An 18,744-nucleotide genomic window follows, 5' to 3' on the forward strand; every position below is an offset into this window, starting at 1 on the left:
CCATCATGGAACAGAGAAAAATTACACGCAGCGATCTGGTGAGCATGTTTCTGCGCTCCAACCTGCAACAGGCGTCCTTCAACTTTGAACGCATTCATGGGCTGGGCTTTTGTTACGACATGATCCCCGCCATCAAGCGACTCTACCCATTAAAAGAGGATCAGGTTGCGGCGCTCAGGCGACACCTGGTGTTCTTCAATACCACGCCAGCCGTATGTGGTCCGGTCATCGGCGTGACCGCCGCCATGGAAGAAGCGCGGGCCAACGGTGCAGAAATTGATGACGGCACCATTAACGGCATCAAAGTTGGCCTGATGGGACCATTGGCAGGGGTTGGCGATCCACTGGTCTGGGGAACGCTGCGCCCGATTACCGCCGCGCTCGGCGCATCTCTGGCACTTTCGGGCAACATTCTCGGCCCGCTGTTGTTTTTCTTTATTTTCAACGCGGTGCGTCTGGCGATGAAGTGGTATGGCCTACAGCTCGGCTTTCGCAAAGGGGTGAATATCGTCAGCGATATGGGCGGGAATGTGCTGCAAAAACTCACCGAAGGCGCATCGATTCTCGGACTGTTTGTGATGGGCGTGCTGGTCACCAAATGGACGTCGATCAACGTGCCGTTGGTGGTTTCACAAACGCCTGCCGCCGATGGCTCCACCGTCACCATGACCGTGCAGAACATTCTCGACCAACTTTGTCCTGGTTTGCTGGCGCTCGGTCTGACGCTGCTGATGGTGCGCCTGCTCAACAAAAAAATTAACCCGGTATGGCTGATCTTCGCCCTGTTTGGCTTAGGGATTATCGGCAATGCACTGGGCTTCCTGTCCTGATTCTTCGCCCCGGCGCAACCGTCGGGGCCATCGTTCAACACGAGGTGGTTTATGAAAACAACAGCTCTGCGTCTTTATGGTAAACGTGATTTACGCCTGGAAACCTTTGATCTTCCTGAAATGCAGGAGGATGAAATCCTCGCGACGGTGGTCACCGACAGCCTGTGCCTCTCTTCCTGGAAAGAGGCCAATCTGGGTGAAAACCATAAAAAAGTACCCGACGATGTGGCGACCAATCCCATCATCATCGGCCATGAATTTTGCGGCGATATTCTGGCCGTGGGTAAAAAGTGGCAGCACAAATTTCAGCCGGGCCAGCGCTATGTGATTCAGGCCAACCTGCAATTGCCGGATCGCCCGGACTGCCCCGGTTACTCTTTCCCGTGGGTGGGCGGTGAAGCCACACATGTGGTTATCCCAAATGAGGTTATGGAACAGGATTGCCTGCTGGCATACGACGGCGAAACCTACTTTGAAGGTTCGCTGGTTGAACCGCTTTCCTGCGTGATTGGCGCGTTCAACGCCAACTATCATCTTCAGGAAGGTAGTTATAACCACACGATGGGGATTCGCCCGCAAGGGCGCACACTGATCCTCGGCGGCACCGGACCAATGGGACTGTTAGCGATTGATTATGCGCTGCATGGGCCAGTTAACCCGTCGCTGCTCGTCATTACCGATACCGACAACGACAAATTGAGTTATGCGCGCAAGCACTATCCATCAGAACCGCAAACACTGATTCATTATCTCAATGCCGCCGATGCAGCATTTGATACGTTAATGGCACTGAGTGGCGGTCACGGCTTCGATGATATTTTCGTCTTTGTGCCTAATGAAGGACTGGTGACTCTCGCCTCTTCCTTGCTGGCGACAGATGGTTGTCTGAATTTCTTCGCCGGACCGCAGGATAAGCACTTCAGCGCGCCAATTAATTTCTACGATGTGCATTATGCCTTTACTCATTACGTTGGCACGTCGGGCGGCAATACCGATGACATGCGCGCGGCGGTCAAACTGATCGAAGAGAAAAAAGTGCAGGCCGCAAAAGTGGTAACACATATTCTTGGGCTGAATGCTGCGGGCGAAACCACGCTTGAATTACCTGCCGTCGGCGGCGGCAAAAAACTGGTGTATACCGGGAAAGACCTGCCGTTGACGTCACTCACGCAGATTCAGGATCAAGCACTGGCGGCGATTCTGGCGCGTCATCAGGGGATCTGGTCCGGTGAGGCGGAGCAATATCTGCTCACTCATGCAGAGGCAATTAGCCATGATTAATCGCGATACTCAACTGTGCATGTCGCTGGCCGGTCGCCCCGGCAACTTCGGCACGCGTTTTCACAATTATCTGTATGAAAAGCTGGGGCTGAATTTCATCTACAAAGCGTTCACCACCCAGGATATTGAGGCGGCGGTGAAAGGCGTTCGCGCATTAGGTATTCGCGGCTGTGCCGTGTCGATGCCGTTTAAAGAAAGCTGTATGCCCTTTCTCGATGCGATCGATCCGTCAGCGAAAGTCATTGATTCAGTGAATACCATCGTGAATGACGACGGCAGGCTGACCGGGTTTAACACCGACTACATCGCGGTGAAAAACCTGATTATTCACCACCAGCTCAATAGCGCCGCACGCGTGATGATTCGCGGCAGTGGCGGCATGGGTAAAGCGGTCATTGCCGCCTTTCGCGACGCGGGGTTTACCGATGTCATCATCGCCGCCCGCAACCACGAGAGCGGCCCGGCGCTGGCGAAGCAGTATGGCTTCCAGTGGCAACCGCAGCCAGAAGGAATCGACTGCGACATTCTGGTTAACGTTACCCCTGTCGGCATGAGCGGTGGTAAAGAGAGCCATGAGCTGGCCTTCAGCGAAGCGATGATCTCTACGGCAAGCGTCGTTTTTGACGTCGTGGCATTACCGCCGGAAACGCCGCTCATTTGCCTGGCGCAACGGCTTGATAAGCAGACGATCAGCGGCGCAAAGGTGATTGCTTTACAGGCCGTCGAGCAGTTCGCGATGTATACCGGTGTGCGACCTGATGCGCGGCTGATTACTGAAGCGGCACAATTTGCACGAGAAGGATAAGAAACATCAGCGCATTAAGGGGCGCTCTGATTGGTGGCAAAGTGCACGTTGTTCATGCCGGATGCGGCGCGAACGCCTTATTCGGCCTACAAAATCGCGAAAATTCAAGACATTGCAATTAGCTTGTAGGCCTGATAAGCGTAGCGCATCAGGCAATGCTGTGTTTGTCATCAGGCTCAGCGCCTTGTTTGCTAACTATCCTCAGAACGCCAGGTTCAATGCGCGACATCGTGAGCCATGTCAGTAAGCGGTTAAAATCACAGTGGTAGCATGCCTCCCGTGATTTCTTACTAACCGGAGAAGTAATGGAACTGCTTTTATTGAGTAACTCGACGCTGCCGGGTAAAGCCTGGCTGGAACATGCACTTCCGTTGATTGCTGAACAGTTGCAAGGTCGCCGTTCAGCGGTGTTTATTCCTTTCGCTGGCGTAACGCAAACCTGGGATGATTATACGGCCAAAACGGCTGCGGTCCTTGCCCCACTTGGCGTTTCTGTCACCGGTATTCATAGCGTGGCCGATCCTGTTGCCGCGATTGAAAATGCTGAGATCGTGATAGTCGGCGGCGGCAACACTTTCCAGTTGCTGAAAGAATGCCGCGTACGCGGGCTTTTGGCACCCATTGCCGACGTAGTAAAACGTGGCGCGCTGTATATCGGCTGGAGTGCAGGCGCTAACCTTGCTTGCCCAACTATCCGCACCACCAACGATATGCCGATTGTCGATCCGCAAGGTTTCGATGCGCTGAATCTGTTCCCGCTGCAAATCAACCCGCACTTCACCAACGCGCTGCCGGAAGGCCATAAAGGGGAAACGCGCGAGCAGCGTATTCGCGAACTGCTGGTCGTCGCGCCAGAACTGACCATTATTGGCCTGCCGGAAGGTAACTGGATCAGAGTAAGTAAAGATCACGCTACGCTGGGCGGCCCGAACACCACTTATGTGTTTAAGGCTGGTGAAGAAGCGGTTCCGCTGGAAGCGGGTCACCGTTTTTAAGTGAATTGCCGGATGCATGATCCGGCATTTTGTACATAGTGCCTGATGCGACGCTTTACGCGTCTTATCAGGCCTACAGGGTCACGGTATTAATACTCGTCCCGTCCCTCATCTTCATCAGGCTGTTCCAGCACACTGTAAGCCACCGAACAAAACAGCGAGTTCAGACGCTGCATATCGCCCAGTAAGCCTAAATGCAGCGAACTGGTTTCAATGCTTTGCACGTTTTGCTGATGCAGGCGATCGACGTGAGCATGGGAATAACGGCGATTAAGAATGCGAAAGCGATGCTTACTACGGCGCAAACGACGAGCGCTGGTGACATCGCCAGAGAAGAACACCGACATTGCCAGCTTTAAATTACTGAGCAATTGCTCATAGAGCGCATCCAGTTCCTTCAACCCATCAAGCGAAAATGCCCGCCGTGCTGCCAGTGATTTGTCAGCAATTTCGCTGCCCATGCGCTCGACGATATCGGAAGCCTGCTCCAGGTTGAGAGCCATTTCGATAATCTCCGCCCAGCGGCGCGACTCTTCTTCTGCCAGCTCTTCTTTTGGCATCCGCGCCAAATAAAGTTTAATCGCGGTGTAGAGGACGTTGATATCATCCGCCAGCTTGCGCAACTCCTTCTCTTCACGCGGTTCACCGTGCATCACTTTATTCAGCCCTTCCATCATCTGTTCCATCGCGTCACCGATGCGCAGTGTTTCACGGGCGGCATTCGCCAGAGCAAGAGTCGGAGTATCCAGCGCACTAACATCCAGATGTTTTGGTTTCAGATGGGCATCCAACTCAGGTTCATCGCGAATAATCGTTTTGCAAAATCGCGCCATTGGATCGACAAACGGCAGCATGACCAGGCAACGAACGAGGTTGTAGAAGACGTGGAAATAGATAACCAGTTCCGCTTTTGGCAAAGGCAGTTTATCCATTGATTCAGCCAGAACATGGACAAATGGCAGGATAATCAAGCTCCCCACCAGCTTAAACAACAAACTACCCATCGCAACACGGCGAGCGGCGGCATTGGCGGCACTGTTGTTGAGCATCGCCAGCAGGCCGGAACCGAGGTTGGCTCCGATTACCAGACAGAGCGCCACCGGGAAGGAGATAATGCCTGCGGCGGTCAAAGTCGCGGTCAGCAATACAGCAGCAAGGCTGGAGTAACTGATAATGGCGAACATCGCACCAATCAGCGCATCCAGCAGAATATCGCCAGTCAACGAAGCAAAGATCACCTGAACGCCGTTTGCCTGGGTGATCGGCGTTACGGCCTGCACAATCAACTCCAGCGCCAGCAAAATCAGCCCAAGACCAATACCGACGCGGCCCAGTTGCCCGGCGCGTGACTGTTTGCGTCCGAGGAAAAAAATCACGCCGATAAAAATGAGCAGCGGTGACAACCAGGATAAATCGAAGGTGAGGACCCGCGCCATTAGCGCCGTCCCGACATCAGCCCCCAGCACAATCACCAGCGCGGGCGCGAGAGCAACCAGATCCTGGGCGACAAACGAGGTCACCAGCATGGTGGTGGCATTACTGCTCTGCACCAGTGCGGTAACGCCGATCCCCGCGCAAAAGGCGAGCGGCTTCTTTTCGACGCTACGGCTAAGGACTGTACGCAATCGTGCACCGAAGACGCGCATTACGCCCGTTCGGACAATATGCGTCCCCCAGACCAACAGGGCGACGGCAGAAAGCAGGTGAAGCAAAGTTAGCACGGAATCAGGTTCTCCTTTTTGTTATGCATTTTCCTGTTAAGATTTTTCTAATCACGTTGTTTTTATCCAGGCATTTCTCTTGTATGTACTTTCAGTATAAGAGATTTATACAAGAAAGCATTTAAAAAGGCATTTATATAAAAATCCACCTGTATCTGTTGCTATTTCTGTCACACTTTCCCCTGTCGTTTACACCAGATAATCGTTGTCACTTTTGTGACCTCTGAGAAGATAAACAACGAAATATTTAAGACCAGATCCTGTGAATGAAAATAATTAAGTAACAACGGTATTACGGAGATTGAACAGCTTACGGTAGCAAAACGCATAAATTCCTGAATTGCCAAAAAAGAGAAACTAAACAATTTTTGTTTTAAAAAAGATTGCGCAGAAAAGAATAAAGAGAACAATAATACTATTTGTAGCGTAACAGTGGCGACTGCATAAGCGTAAAAACCGCCTTCAACACCGATAGCTTTAAGTAAGGAAATTGAATGAACGATATCGGAATAAAAAGGGATACGACCATTACCAACCGAGTAGAACAGATAGGTGGCTATCGCGATAACATCCATGACACCCCAAAAGAGAAGAATGTATTTTTTATATTGACGTTGCATAAAGTAAATCCTTTTCACGAAAACAAATATTACCAGGAATTATTATAATTGCGGGCGTTTTTGGATTAACACTCCACCCGTATTTTTAAAAATCCTGTCAGCCATACCTTCACTAAACAAGACATCGATACGCCCTTTACTTTTATCGTGATACAGAATACTGCATGAGATACACCTTATACCCTCTTTGGATTTACGAAAATCTAACCAATAACGACCATCATAAAATACCCACTCCACACCTGTTTTTATATTAATTATCCAATCATTATAACCTGTTGGTTTTTTTCCTAATAGTTCAGTAACTTCGGACTCTGAACATCCTTCGAAAGCAAAAAAATCTATTTCATCAATTTTTATCATGTTCAATAATCCATTATTTATGACATTAAAAACCGGGGCAAATACCCCGGTGTTATCACTTACTCGGCATCATACCCCAGATTCGGTGCCAGCCAGCGTTCAACTTCGGTAACGCTCATACCTTTACGACGGGCATAGTCTTCGACCTGATCGCGTTGAATCTGCGCCACGGCATAGTACTTGCTGTCCGGATGGCTGAAGTACCAACCCGAAACCGATGCACCGGGCCACATGGCGAAAGATTCTGTGAGTTTCATGCCGGTATGTTTTTCCACTTCCAGCAGCTCCCAGATGGTGGCTTTTTCCGTATGTTCCGGGCAGGCCGGATAGCCCGGTGCCGGACGGATGCCCTGGTAGTTTTCGCGGATCAGTTCTTCGTTGCTGAGGTTCTCGTTCGGCGCATAGCCCCAGTAAACTTTACGCACGCGCTCATGGAGATATTCCGCAAAGGCTTCCGCCAGACGGTCTGCAAGGGCTTTCACCATGATTTTGTTGTAATCATCGTGCTGCGCTTCGAAAGCATCAGCCAGTGCGTCTTCTTCCAACCCACCAGTCACGGCAAATGCGCCGATGTAATCTGCTTTACCAGAAAGCTTCGGCGCAACAAAGTCAGCAAGACAGTAGTTAGCGAAGCCCGTTTTTTCGGTCTGTTGACGCAGATGGTGGCTGACGTTGATCACATGTGTACGCGTTTCGTCTCGGTAGATTTCAATGTCATCGCCCACACGGTTTGCCGGGAACAGGCCCACCACGCCACGCGGATTCAGCGTTTTCTCGGCACTTAATTTATCCAGCATGTCGTTGGCGTCTTTAAACAGCCGCTGCGCCTCTTCGCCTACCACTTCATCTTCCAGAATGCGCGGATACTTCCCGGCCAGCGACCAGGTCATAAAGAACGGCGTCCAGTCGATGTAATTACGCAGCGTTTCGATGCTGGCTTCAACTTCCTGCACACCGAGACGGTGCGCCACCGGCGGCGTGTAAGCCTGCCAGTCAAAAGCGAAATCGTTATCGCGCGCCGCTTCCAGCGTGACCGGTGGTGTGCGCGGTTTCTTGCGCCCGTGTTGAATACGCACGGTTTCGTACTCCTTGCGGGTACGAGCAACGAAATCATCACGCTGAGTGTCAGAAAGCAGCGCCGCCACCACACCAACGGTGCGCGAGGCGTTCTGAACATACACCGTCGGGCCGCTGTAGTTTTGCTCGATTTTCACCGCCGTGTGCGCTTTTGAGGTGGTCGCACCACCAATCAATAGCGGAATGGTGAAGCCCTGACGCTCCATCTCTTTCGCCACGTTGACCATTTCGTCAAGCGACGGCGTGATCAATCCTGAAAGGCCAATCAGATCGGCATTCACTTCTTTGGCGGTGCGGAGGATTTTTTCCGCAGGCACCATCACGCCGAGATCGACGATTTCGTAGTTGTTACATTGCAGCACCACGCCAACGATATTTTTACCGATATCGTGGACGTCGCCCTTCACGGTGGCGATCACCATCTTGCCGTTGGTTTTGCCCTGCTCTTTGCTGGCTTCGATAAACGGTTCGAGATACGCCACCGCCTGTTTCATGACGCGCGCCGATTTCACCACCTGCGGCAGGAACATTTTCCCTTCGCCGAACAGATCGCCGACCACGTTCATGCCGTCCATCAGCGGGCCTTCAATCACCTGAATAGGGCGCTCCGCCTGCTGGCGCGCTTCTTCGGTGTCCTGTTCAATAAATTCGGTAATACCTTTGACCAGCGAGTATTCCAGACGTTTATTCACTTCCCACGAGCGCCACTCTGCCTGCTGGGCATTAGCGGTATCGTCGGTTTTGCTGCCGCGATATTTCTCGGCAAGTTCCAGTAAACGCTCGGTGCCATCGTCGCGACGATTGAGGATCACATCTTCCACCGCGTCGCGCAGTTCGGCGGGCAGGTCGTCGTAAATCGCCAGTTGCCCGGCGTTGACGATCCCCATATCCATACCGTTGCGGATAGCGTAGTAGAGGAACACAGCGTGAATGGCTTCGCGCACCGGATCGTTACCACGGAACGAGAACGACACGTTAGATACGCCGCCGGAAATCAGCGCGTGCGGTAGTTCGCGTTTGATGTCTTCACACGCGCCGATAAAGTCCTGCGCGTAGTTGTTGTGCTCTTCAATGCCAGTTGCGATCGCGAAAATGTTCGGGTCAAAGATGATATCTTCCGGCGGGAAGCCGACTTCCTCGGTGAGGATTTTGTACGCCCGACGGCAAATCTCGATTTTCCGTGCGCGGGTATCGGCCTGACCCTGTTCGTCAAAGGCCATTACCACCACCGCTGCACCGTAACGACGCAACAGTTTCGCATGATGGATAAAGGCGTCGACGCCCTCTTTCATTGAGATAGAGTTAACAATGCCTTTGCCCTGAATACACTTCAGCCCCTTTTCGATGACCTCCCATTTTGAGGAGTCGATCATAATCGGCACGCGGGCGATATCCGGTTCACCGGCAATCAGGCTGAGGAAACGCACCATCGCTGCTTCGGCGTCGAGCATCCCTTCATCCATGTTGATATCGATAATCTGCGCGCCGTTTTCCACCTGCTGGCGCGCCACATCCAGCGCCTCGCTGTATTTATCTTCTTTAATCAGGCGTTTGAATTTGGCAGAACCGGTGACGTTAGTCCGCTCACCGACGTTAACAAACAGGCTGTCATCGCCAATGTTCAGCGGCTCCAGACCGGACAAACGGCAGGCTACGGGAATCTCCGGCAGTTTGCGCGGCGCTAATCCTTCTACTGCGCGACTCATCGCCGCAATATGCCGTGGCGTGGTACCGCAGCAACCGCCGACGATATTGAGGAATCCCGCTTCCGCCCATTCGCGGATGTGCTTCGCCATCGTGTCGGCGTCGAGATCGTATTCACCAAAGGCGTTAGGCAGCCCGGCGTTCGGGTGAGCGGTGACGTAGCATTCCGCAATCCGTGACAGCTCCTGCACGTACTGGCGCAGTTCATCTGGCCCCAGCGCACAGTTCAGGCCAAAAGTCAGCGCTTCGGCGTGGCGCAATGAGTTGTAAAATGCTTCGGTGGTCTGCCCGGAGAGTGTGCGCCCGGAGGCGTCGGTGATGGTGCCGGAGATCATAATCGGCAGTTCAACGCCCAGCGCTTCGAACTCCGTTTTCACCGCAAAAATCGCCGCTTTGGCGTTGAGGGTGTCGAAAACGGTTTCAATCAGGATCAGATCCGCGCCACCTTCCACCAGCGCTTTGGTGGATTCTCGATAAGCCGCCACCAGCCCGTCAAAAGTGATATTACGAAATGCCGGATCGTTTACGTCCGGAGATATAGACGCCGTGCGGTTGGTTGGGCCGAGAACACCAGCAACATAGCGCGGTTTCTCCGGCGTGCGCGCGGTCCACTCATCAGCACAGGCACGCGCCAGTTTCGCTGCCGCAAAGTTAATTTCTGCCGACAGGGATTCCATCTGGTAATCCGCCATCGCAATAGTCGTGGAGTTGAAGGTGTTGGTTTCGATGATATCTGCGCCCGCTTCAAAGTAAGCGTTGTGAATGGCGGAGATCACTTCCGGTTTGCTGAGAACCAGCAGGTCGTTGTTACCTTTAAGATCACACGGCCAGTCGGCAAAACGTTCACCGCGAAAATCTGCCTCGTTCAGTCGATAACTCTGGATCATGGTGCCCATACCGCCGTCCAGCACCAGAATACGTTCATTTAACTGCGCACGCAGTTGTTCAACTTTGCTGCTCACACTCGCTCCCGACACGCTCAACCCAGACTGTAAAAAAATTCAACAGACCATACTGGCATAAACGCATCAGTGGTAAAAGCGACCACCACGCAACATGAGATTTGTTCAACATTAACTCATCGGATCAGTGTGGCAACTATTGCATTACACCGTAATAAAAATGAAAATGATTTCCACGATACAGAAAAAGGAGACTGTCATGGTCGCACCCATTCCCGCAAAACGCGGCAGAAAACCCGCCGTTGCCACCGCACCCGCGACTGGACAGGTTCAGTCTTTAACGCGTGGGCTGAAATTACTGGAGTGGATTGCCGAATCCAATGGCAGTGTGGCGCTAACGGAACTGGCTCAGCAAGCCGGATTACCCAACTCCACTACTCACCGCCTGCTAACCACGATGCAACAGCAGGGTTTCGTACGTCAGGTCGGTGAACTGGGTCACTGGGCGATCGGCGCACATGCTTTTATGGTCGGCAGCAGCTTTCTCCAGAGCCGTAATTTGTTAGCCATTGTCCATCCTATTCTGCGCAATCTGATGGAAGAGTCTGGCGAAACAGTAAATATGGCGGTGCTGGATCATAGCGATCACGAAGCGATTATTATCGACCAGGTACAGTGTACGCATCTGATGCGTATGTCAGCCCCTATCGGCGGTAAGTTACCGATGCACGCTTCCGGTGCGGGTAAAGCCTTTCTAGCCCAACTGAGCGAAGAACAGGTGACGAAACTGCTGCATCGCAAAGGGTTACATGCCTATACCCACGCGACGCTGGTGTCTCCTGTGCATCTAAAAGAGGACCTCGCCCAAACGCGTAAACGTGGCTATTCATTTGACGATGAAGAACATGCGCTGGGGCTGCGTTGCCTGGCGGCATGTATTTTCGATGAACACCGCGAACCGTTTGCCGCGATTTCTATTTCCGGGCCGATCTCACGTATTACCGATGACCGCGTGACCGAGTTTGGCGCGATGGTGATTAAAGCGGCGAAGGAAGTCACGCTGGCGTACGGCGGAATGCGCTGACTTTTTCGCCTCTGATTTATGCAAACCGCACGCTAAACCGCTGCCTGCGCCGGTACGCATAAACATCTTCCACATGCCCTTCACGGATACGGTTTTGTAGCGCGCGCCAGTAGTCGGCGCGGAACAGGTCGGCGTGCATCTCTTCAAACAGTGGCCCAATGCGCTTGTCGGCACATAGCCAGTGGCGGAATTCTTCTGGAAAAACATCGCCCGGCGAAACGCTGTACCACGGCTCACTGGCAAGTTCGTCTTCCGGATAGCGCGGCGGTGGGATGTCGCGGAAATTCACTTCCGTCATGTAGCAAATTTCATCGTAATCATAAAACACCACGCGCCCGTGGCGGGTTACACCGAAGTTTTTAAACAGCATGTCGCCAGGGAAAATATTGGCGGCGGCAAGCTGGCGAATGGCATTACCGTACTCTTCAATGGCGTCGCGCAGCTGCTGACCTTCCACTTGTTCCAGCCAGATATTGAGCGGCACCATTCGCCGTTCGATGTAGAGATGGCGAATCACAATCTGTTCGCCGAGATCGGTGATTTTTTCCGGCGCCTCCTGGAGCAGTAATTCCATTAATGCCGGGGAAATATGCCGCTTCGCCAGCACAAAGTTTTCAAATTCCTGGGTGTCCGCCATTCGGCCTACACGATCGTGCTCTTTAACCAGTTGATAGCAGGCACGAACGTGAGCGGCAGACATCTCTTTCTGCGGCGCGAACTTGTCTTTGATGACTTTAAATACCCGGTCAAAACCCGGCAGCGTAAACACCAGCATCACCATTCCACGAATACCCGGCGCTTCAATAAATTGCTCATTACAGCCTTGTAGATAAACGAGATATTCGCGATAGCTTTCGGTTTTGGCGTGCTTTTGGCAGCCGATAGCCATATACAGTTCTGCGGTCGTTTTGCCCGGTAGAATTTCCCGTAGCCACTCGACCAGTGCGGCAGGTAGCGGCGCGTAAACCATAAAATAGGAACGCGCGAAGCCAAAGACGATGCTCGCTTCGGCGGTCGTCGTCAGGCAGGTATCAATAAATAACTCGCCATCGTCCGTCTGGTGGATCGGCAGCAAAAAGGGCAATGTGCCGGAAGGCGTTATTAGTTTGCCTACCAGCCAGGCGGCTTTATTGCGGTAAAACAGTTCGTTCGCCACCTGTAAATGGCTTTCGGCGAGGTTATCAGTCCCCACCGTTTCGGTCAGATGGCGAATGATGTAGTTGATATCACGGCTTTTATTCTGCCAGCGCAGGCGCAGCGGCAGATCGCTGATAACACGCATTAGTAGCGATTCCCAGCCGTGATCGGGATAAAAGTCTTTCGCCAGCGGGCGCGGAATGGTACGAAAGCGACGCTCTGGCTGGGAGCTAAAGATAAAAAGCCGCTCGGGAGTAAGCGAGCGGTGGTCAAATAACCGACAGTACACGGAGTTAAAAAAGCTCTCCGCAATCTCGAAGCGCGGATAATCCGGCAACAGCCGGGTGTAATGCTCTTTGACGCGCAGTAAAAATTCCGCGTCCGTGCTTTGGCCGTTAGTGATACAGCGCAGCTGTTCCACCACCAGACCCACGTGATGATCATAAAGATGGATACGGTTTTTCATCGCCTGCTGGACAGCATGCCAGTCGGCTTGCTCGAAACGCTGCTGCGCCCCGGAAGTCACTTCGAGGAATCGACCATACTGAGCGTCGAAACCTTGCAAAATGGTTTGTGCTATCAATAATTCCAGGCCACGCGGCATTTGTTGCCCTCGTCGGGAGCAGAGAATTGCCAGATAAGACGCGCAAGCGTCGCATCAGGCGCGCAAGCGCCGCATCAGGCGCTCATTGCCGGATGCGGCGTGAACGCCTTATCCAGCCTACGTTCGGCAACGACTGTAGGCCTGATAAGACGCGCAAGCGTCGCATCAGGCATCGTGCGCCGATTGCCGGATGCGGCGTGAACGCCTTATCCGACCTACAGTCAGCAACGGTTGTTGTTGCTTAGAACTGCGATTCTTCGGTGGAGCCGGTCAGCGCGGTAACTGACGACGTGCCGCCCTGAATAATGGTCGTCACTTTATCGAAATAACCTGTACCCACTTCCTGCTGGTGAGAAACGAAGGTGTAGCCATCTTTCGCGGCAGCGAATTCCGGCTGCTGCACTTTCTCAACGTAATGCTTCATGCCCTCGCCCTGCGCATAGGCGTTTGCCAGGTCGAACATGTTGAACCACATGCTGTGGATGCCTGCCAGGGTGATGAACTGGAACTTGTAACCCATATCCGACAGCTGCTGCTGGAAGCTGGCAATAGTTTTGTCGTCGAGGTTTTTCTGCCAGTTGAACGACGGCGAGCAGTTATAAGCCAGCAGTTTGCCCGGATATTTCGCGTGGATGGCTTGTGCAAAGCGACGCGCCAGTTCCAGGTCTGGCGTGGAGGTTTCACACCATACCAGGTCAGCATACGGCGCATACGCCAGGCCGCGGCTGATCGCTTGTTCAATACCTGCATGAGTACGGAAGAAACCTTCGTTGGTGCGCTCGCCGGTAATAAATTCGCTATCATACGGGTCGCAATCGGAGGTAATCAGATCCGCCGCATCGGCATCGGTACGAGCAACCAGCAGGGTTGGAACGCCCGTCACGTCAGCAGCCAGACGCGCAGCGACCAGTTTCTGGATCGCTTCCTGAGTTGGTACCAGCACTTTGCCGCCCATATGACCGCATTTTTTCACGGACGCCAGCTGATCTTCGAAGTGAACTGCCGCTGCACCGGCTTCAATCATCGCTTTCATCAGTTCAAAGGCATTCAGGACACCGCCAAAACCGGCTTCCGCATCAGCAACAATCGGCAGGAAGTAATCGACATAGCGCGGATCGCCCGGCTCAATGCCTGCAGACCACTGGATCTGATCGGCACGACGGAAGGTGTTGTTGATCCGCTCCACCACAGCTGGCACCGAGTTTGCCGGATAGAGCGACTGATCCGGATACATGCTGGCCGCCAGGTTAGCGTCCGCCGCTACCTGCCAGCCAGACAGGTAGACCGCTTCAATGCCCGCTTTCGCCTGTTGCAGCGCCTGACCGCCAGTCAGTGCACCGAGGCTGTTGATATAGCCTTTTTTCGACTCACCGTGCAGCAGACGCCACATTTTCGCCGCGCCCAGTTGCGCCAGCGTGCATTCCGGATTGACTGAACCACGTAATTTCACCACATCTTCCGCGCTGTACGGGCGAGTAATGCCTTCCCAACGCGGTTGAGTCCACTCTTTCTGTAATTCTTCAATTTGTTGTGTACGGGTTTTCATGTGCAGATGCTCCATAGTTATGTGGTGGTTTACGCTAACAGGCGGTAGCCTGGCAGGGTCAGGAAATCAATTAACTCATCAGAAGTGGTGATCTGTTCCATCAGGCGTGCGGCATCGTCAAAACGCCCCTGGGAGAAACGTTCTTCGCCCAGTTCGCTGGCAATGACTTTCATCTCTTCGCCCAGCATCTGGCGGAACAAGGCTTTGGTCACCGGTTTGCCATTGCTCAACGTTTTTTGATGATGGATCCACTGCCAGATCGAGGTACGGGAAATTTCAGCCGTCGCCGCATCTTCCATCAGGCCATAAATCGGCACGCAGCCGTTGCCGGAGATCCACGCTTCGATGTACTGCACAGCCACACGAATGTTGGCGCGCATACCGTCTTCGGTGCGTTCACCGTCACAAGGTGCCAGCAGTTGATCGGCAGTAATCGGCGCGTCTTGTTCGCGCATCACTTCAAGCTGATTTTTACGGGAGCCGAGAATGTCGTTGAATACCGCCATTGCCGTATCCGCAAGGCCTGGGTGAGCGATCCATGTGCCATCGTGACCGTTATTGGCTTCCAGCGATTTATCCGCTTTTACTTTATTGAGCACCTGGTTATTGCGCTCTTCATCTTTGCTCGGAATAAACGCTGCCATGCCGCCCATCGCAAAAGCACCGCGTTTATGGCAGGTTTTAATCAACAGGCGTGAGTAAGCATTCAGGAAGGGTTTATCCATCGTCACTGCCTGTCTGTCTGGCAGGACGCGATCGGGATAGTTTTTCAACGTTTTGATATAACTGAAGATGTAATCCCAACGACCGCAGTTCAGACCAACAATATGGTCACGCAGCGCGTGAAGGATTTCATCCATCTGGAACACGGCAGGCAGCGTTTCAATCAGCAACGTCGCCTTGATAGTGCCGCGTGGCAGATTAAAGCGATCTTCTGCATAGCTGAAGACTTCGCTCCACCAGGCCGCTTCCTGCCAGGACTGGGTTTTCGGCAGATAGAAATAGGGACCGCTGCCCTTTGCCAACAGTGCCTGATAGTTGTGGAAGAAATAGAGCGCAAAATCAAACAGGCTACCGGGGATTGCCTCACCACGCCAGGTGACATGTTTTTCCGGCAAGTGCAGACCGCGTACCCGACAAATCAAAACCGCGGGATTGGGCTTGAGCTGATAAATTTTGCCAGCTTCGTTGGTATAGCTGATGGTGCCGTTAACCGCATCGCGCAGGTTAATTTGCCCGTCGATCACCTTGTTCCAGTCCGGGGCCAGTGAATCCTCGAAATCGGCCATAAACACTTTCACATTGGCGTTGAGTGCGTTGATCACCATCTTGCGCTCAACCGGCCCGGTGATCTCTACCCGACGATCTTCTAAGTCCGCAGGAATCCCGCGAATCTTCCAGTTACTTTCACGAATGGAAGTAGTTTCCGAAATAAAATCAGGCAACGTTCCGTTATCGATATCCTGCTGTTGCTGAATGCGCGCTGCCAGAAGTTTATTGCGTTGTGGCGTAAAATGCGTCACCAGCTCAGTCAGAAATCCTACCGCTTCGGCAGTAAGAATTTGCTTCTCCTGCTCGTCATACGGCCTTGTGAAAACCAGTTCATCGGTTGTTGTTGCCTGTTCAGTCATCGAGTAGCTCCTCGTCATGGATCCGAAAACTTCCCCATTGTGAACGAAGGATCGTTGTGCGCTTTTCGTTCAGCACAACTAAGACTACTCATTTAAAATGCAAAATCAAAAACAATTTCCATTTTAATTAAAAATACTTGATAACTTATTGATAACAATATGAATAAAATTTATTCACCTGCTGAGGTGCGTTTCGGAAATAAAAAAGGCACCCGAAGGTGCCTGAGGTAAGGTGCTGAATCGCTTAACGATCGACTATCACAGAAGATTAATCCAGCGTAGGATTCATACGGCGTAGATCGTATGGCGTGATCTGGTAGACGTAATAGTTGAGCCAGTTGGTAAACAGCAAATTGCCATGACTGCGCCAGCTCGCACGCGGTTTGTTTTGCGGATCGTTGTGCGGAAAATAATTATACGGTACGTCCGGGTTTAGTCCGGCTTCCACATCGCGGAAATATTCCTGCGCCAGCGTTTGCGCATCATATTCGGGATGGCCCGTCACAAAGGCAATGCGCTTATCTTTGCTGGCAAACAGATATGCATCCCCTTCTTCCGTCTCTGCCAAAATTTCCAGATCGGTATAATCACGAATTAACGCGGCAGGGAAATCGGCATAGCGCGAATGTGGTGCCAGGAATGAATCATCAAAACCACGCGTCAGAAGTGCATGCGGATGGAGAATATGATGCTCGTAAACACCAGAGAGTTTGTCGGTGCGGGTTTGCTTAGGAATGCCGTAGAGGATATTGAGCGCGGCCTGTACCGCCCAGCAGACAAACAGCGTCGAGGTGACGTGATCTTTCGACCACTCCAGCACCTGTTTGATCTGTGGCCAGTAAGCGACATCATTAAACTCCACCAGACCCAGCGGCGCACCGGTGACTATCAGGCCGTCAAAGTTCTGTTCCTGAATATCTTCAAAGTTGCAGTAGAAGTTGTTCAGATGCTCTGCGGGCGTGTTGCGCGATTCACGGGAATCGATGCGCAACAGCTGAATATCGACCTGTAAAGGCGAGTTTGAAAGCAGGCGTAAGAACTGATTTTCAGTTTCGATCTTCTTCGGCATCAGGTTAAGGATAAGCACCTTTAGCGGACGAATTTCCTGACCAGACGCGCGAGAAGTTGTCATCACAAAAACGTTTTCTTCACGCAAGAAATTGACGGCGGGTAGCTCGTCCGGCACACGAATCGGCATAACCTGATTACCTCACTACATACGCTTATACGTTTAGACATCCAGATAGCTGAAGATAACCAGAAAATTTGCCAATGTCGAGCCTGCATGTTGAAGGTGAGAAAGTTTCAAGGAAAAGGCTACGTTAGAATATAAGAATGACTAAAAGGAGAGAAAATGGTTATTAGTATTCGCCGCTCACGGCATCAGGAAGCGGAGGAACTCGTTGCGATTTGGTGTCGTTCTGTCGATGCCACCCACGATTTTTTATCAGCAGAGTATCGGGCCGAGCTGGAAGAGCTGGTGCGTTCCTTTCTGCCGGAAGCACCGTTGTGGGTCGCGGTTAATGAGCGGGATCAGCCGGTTGGGTTTATGTTGTTAAGTGGGCAGCATATGGATGCGCTGTTTATCGATCCTGATGTGCGCGGCTGCGGCGTGGGTAGGATGCTGGTGAAACATGTGCTCTCAATGGCACCGGAACTGACAACCAACGTTAATGAACAAAATGCACAGGCGGTAGGGTTCTATAAGAAGATGGGCTTTAAGGTTACCGGGCGTTCTGAGGTGGACGATTTGGGGAAACCGTATCCGTTGTTGAATCTGGCGTATGTGGGGGAATAAGCTGCCCCCCCTACCGTGCCTGCGTAGGCTGGATAAGACGCGCCAGCGTCGCATCCGGCATTTTTTTGCACCAACGCAAAAAGGCCATCCGTCAGGATGGCCTTCTGCTTTATTTGATGCCTGGCAGTTCCCTACTCTCGCATGGGGAAACCCCACACTACCATCGGCGCTACGGCGTTTCACTTCTGAGTTCGGCATGGGGTCAGGTGGGACCACCGCGCTACGGCCGCCAGGCAAATTCTGTTTTATCAACATGTCCTGTTCTGACCTGTCGATTTAATCTGTATCAAGCTTACTTATCGATGTCTCATCCGCCAAAACATCTTCGGCGTTGTAAGGTTAAGCCTCACGGTTCATTAGTACCGGTTAGCTCAACGCATCGCTGCGCTTACACACCCGGCCTATCAACGTCGTCGTCTTCAACGTTCCTTCAGGACCCTTAAAGGGTCAGGGAGAACTCATCTCGGGGCAAGTTTCGTGCTTAGATGCTTTCAGCACTTATCTCTTCCGCATTTAGCTACCGGGCAGTGCCATTGGCATGACAACCCGAACACCAGTGATGCGTCCACTCCGGTCCTCTCGTACTAGGAGCAGCCCCCCTCAGTTCTCCAGCGCCCACGGCAGATAGGGACCGAACTGTCTCACG

14 protein-coding genes and 2 rRNA genes are annotated in these 18,744 nt (G+C 52.5%); 6 read left to right on the plus strand and 10 right to left on the minus strand.

Going from position 1 to position 18,744, the window contains the following annotated elements:
• Positions 1-5: 5 nt before the first annotated feature.
• From AACU94_RS19515 to pepE, 4 genes are all read left to right on the plus strand, one after another.
• Positions 6-830, plus strand: a complete 825-nt coding sequence (locus AACU94_RS19515) for a PTS system mannose/fructose/sorbose family transporter subunit IID (protein ID WP_135405629.1) — start codon at positions 6-8, stop codon at positions 828-830.
• A gap of 51 nt (positions 831-881) precedes the next feature.
• On the plus strand, positions 882-2,111 hold the full coding sequence (gene sorE / locus AACU94_RS19520; protein ID WP_130258444.1) for an L-sorbose 1-phosphate reductase: 1,230 nt from the start codon (positions 882-884) through the stop codon (positions 2,109-2,111).
• Positions 2,104-2,916, plus strand: a complete 813-nt coding sequence (locus tag AACU94_RS19525) for a shikimate 5-dehydrogenase (RefSeq protein WP_135490100.1) — start codon at positions 2,104-2,106, stop codon at positions 2,914-2,916. The genes sorE and AACU94_RS19525 overlap by 8 nt, the downstream gene beginning before the upstream one ends.
• Before the next feature lie 305 nt (positions 2,917-3,221).
• A complete protein-coding gene (gene pepE, locus AACU94_RS19530; protein WP_135490101.1) occupies positions 3,222-3,911 on the plus strand; it encodes a dipeptidase PepE in 690 nt (229 codons plus the stop codon).
• 89 nt (positions 3,912-4,000) lie between these two features.
• Here pepE and AACU94_RS19535 read toward each other — a convergent pair whose 3' ends face one another.
• The 4 genes from AACU94_RS19535 to metH all read right to left on the minus strand — a co-directional run bounded on the left by AACU94_RS19535 (position 4,001) and on the right by metH (position 10,358).
• Positions 4,001-5,632, minus strand: a complete 1,632-nt coding sequence (locus AACU94_RS19535; protein WP_130218618.1) for a Na/Pi cotransporter family protein — start codon at positions 5,630-5,632, stop codon at positions 4,001-4,003.
• A 170-nt stretch (positions 5,633-5,802) separates the two neighbouring features.
• Positions 5,803-6,252 carry a hypothetical protein gene (locus AACU94_RS19540; protein ID WP_135490102.1) on the minus strand — a complete coding sequence of 150 codons (450 nt, stop codon included), beginning with the start codon at positions 6,250-6,252 and terminating at the stop codon, positions 5,803-5,805.
• A gap of 42 nt (positions 6,253-6,294) precedes the next feature.
• A complete protein-coding gene (locus AACU94_RS19545; protein ID WP_130224383.1) occupies positions 6,295-6,615 on the minus strand; it encodes a hypothetical protein in 321 nt (106 codons plus the stop codon).
• 59 nt (positions 6,616-6,674) lie between these two features.
• The gene (gene metH, locus AACU94_RS19550) at positions 6,675-10,358 is read right to left on the minus strand and encodes a methionine synthase (protein WP_135490103.1); all 3,684 of its coding nucleotides are present in this window, start codon (positions 10,356-10,358) and stop codon (positions 6,675-6,677) included.
• 199 nt (positions 10,359-10,557) lie between these two features.
• On the opposite strand from metH, the gene iclR reads away from it, so the two are divergent.
• Positions 10,558-11,382: a glyoxylate bypass operon transcriptional repressor IclR gene (iclR, locus tag AACU94_RS19555; RefSeq protein WP_000226399.1), complete on the plus strand. Its 825-nt coding sequence runs from the start codon at positions 10,558-10,560 to the stop codon at positions 11,380-11,382.
• Between the two features lie 16 nt (positions 11,383-11,398).
• Here the strand turns inward: iclR and aceK are convergent, their stop codons facing one another.
• From aceK to metA, 4 genes are all read right to left on the minus strand, one after another.
• Complete coding sequence (aceK, locus tag AACU94_RS19560; RefSeq protein WP_135490104.1) at positions 11,399-13,123, minus strand: bifunctional isocitrate dehydrogenase kinase/phosphatase; 1,725 nt, start codon at positions 13,121-13,123, stop codon at positions 11,399-11,401.
• 241 nt (positions 13,124-13,364) lie between these two features.
• Positions 13,365-14,669 (minus strand): isocitrate lyase, encoded by a 1,305-nt coding sequence (aceA, locus tag AACU94_RS19565; RefSeq protein WP_000857849.1) that lies wholly within the window; start codon positions 14,667-14,669, stop codon positions 13,365-13,367.
• A 29-nt stretch (positions 14,670-14,698) separates the two neighbouring features.
• Positions 14,699-16,300 (minus strand): malate synthase A, encoded by a 1,602-nt coding sequence (aceB, locus tag AACU94_RS19570; protein ID WP_135490105.1) that lies wholly within the window; start codon positions 16,298-16,300, stop codon positions 14,699-14,701.
• Between the two features lie 268 nt (positions 16,301-16,568).
• Positions 16,569-17,498, minus strand: a complete 930-nt coding sequence (gene metA, locus AACU94_RS19575; protein WP_130205743.1) for a homoserine O-acetyltransferase MetA — start codon at positions 17,496-17,498, stop codon at positions 16,569-16,571.
• Between the two features lie 156 nt (positions 17,499-17,654).
• Between metA and AACU94_RS19580 the strand changes: the two genes are divergently transcribed.
• Positions 17,655-18,098, plus strand: coding sequence for an acetyltransferase (locus AACU94_RS19580; RefSeq protein ID WP_135490106.1), 444 nt, complete (start codon positions 17,655-17,657; stop codon positions 18,096-18,098).
• A gap of 118 nt (positions 18,099-18,216) precedes the next feature.
• Here AACU94_RS19580 and rrf read toward each other — a convergent pair.
• A 5S ribosomal RNA gene (rrf, locus tag AACU94_RS19585) occupies positions 18,217-18,332 on the minus strand.
• 101 nt (positions 18,333-18,433) lie between these two features.
• Positions 18,434-18,744 (minus strand): 23S ribosomal RNA (locus AACU94_RS19590); the annotation flags it as partial.

The sequence above is a fragment of the Escherichia sp. E4702 genome, from assembly GCF_963883545.1.
Taxonomy (GTDB): Bacteria; Pseudomonadota; Gammaproteobacteria; order Enterobacterales; family Enterobacteriaceae; genus Escherichia.

Excerpts from the sequence above, each read along its gene's own strand:
- AACU94_RS19515 (WP_135405629.1), top strand. The coding sequence starts at position 6 with ATGGAACAGAGAAAAATTACACGCAGCGATCTGGTGAGCATGTTTCTG.
- sorE (WP_130258444.1), top strand. The coding sequence starts at position 882 with ATGAAAACAACAGCTCTGCGTCTTTATGGTAAACGTGATTTACGCCTG.
- AACU94_RS19525 (WP_135490100.1), top strand. The coding sequence starts at position 2,104 with ATGATTAATCGCGATACTCAACTGTGCATGTCGCTGGCCGGTCGCCCC.
- pepE (WP_135490101.1), top strand. The coding sequence starts at position 3,222 with ATGGAACTGCTTTTATTGAGTAACTCGACGCTGCCGGGTAAAGCCTGG.
- AACU94_RS19540 (WP_135490102.1), bottom strand. The coding sequence starts at position 6,252 with ATGCAACGTCAATATAAAAAATACATTCTTCTCTTTTGGGGTGTCATG.
- AACU94_RS19545 (WP_130224383.1), bottom strand. The coding sequence starts at position 6,615 with ATGATAAAAATTGATGAAATAGATTTTTTTGCTTTCGAAGGATGTTCA.
- iclR (WP_000226399.1), top strand. The coding sequence starts at position 10,558 with ATGGTCGCACCCATTCCCGCAAAACGCGGCAGAAAACCCGCCGTTGCC.
- aceK (WP_135490104.1), bottom strand. The coding sequence starts at position 13,123 with ATGCCGCGTGGCCTGGAATTATTGATAGCACAAACCATTTTGCAAGGT.
- aceA (WP_000857849.1), bottom strand. The coding sequence starts at position 14,669 with ATGAAAACCCGTACACAACAAATTGAAGAATTACAGAAAGAGTGGACT.
- aceB (WP_135490105.1), bottom strand. The coding sequence starts at position 16,300 with ATGACTGAACAGGCAACAACAACCGATGAACTGGTTTTCACAAGGCCG.
- metA (WP_130205743.1), bottom strand. The coding sequence starts at position 17,498 with ATGCCGATTCGTGTGCCGGACGAGCTACCCGCCGTCAATTTCTTGCGT.
- AACU94_RS19580 (WP_135490106.1), top strand. The coding sequence starts at position 17,655 with ATGGTTATTAGTATTCGCCGCTCACGGCATCAGGAAGCGGAGGAACTC.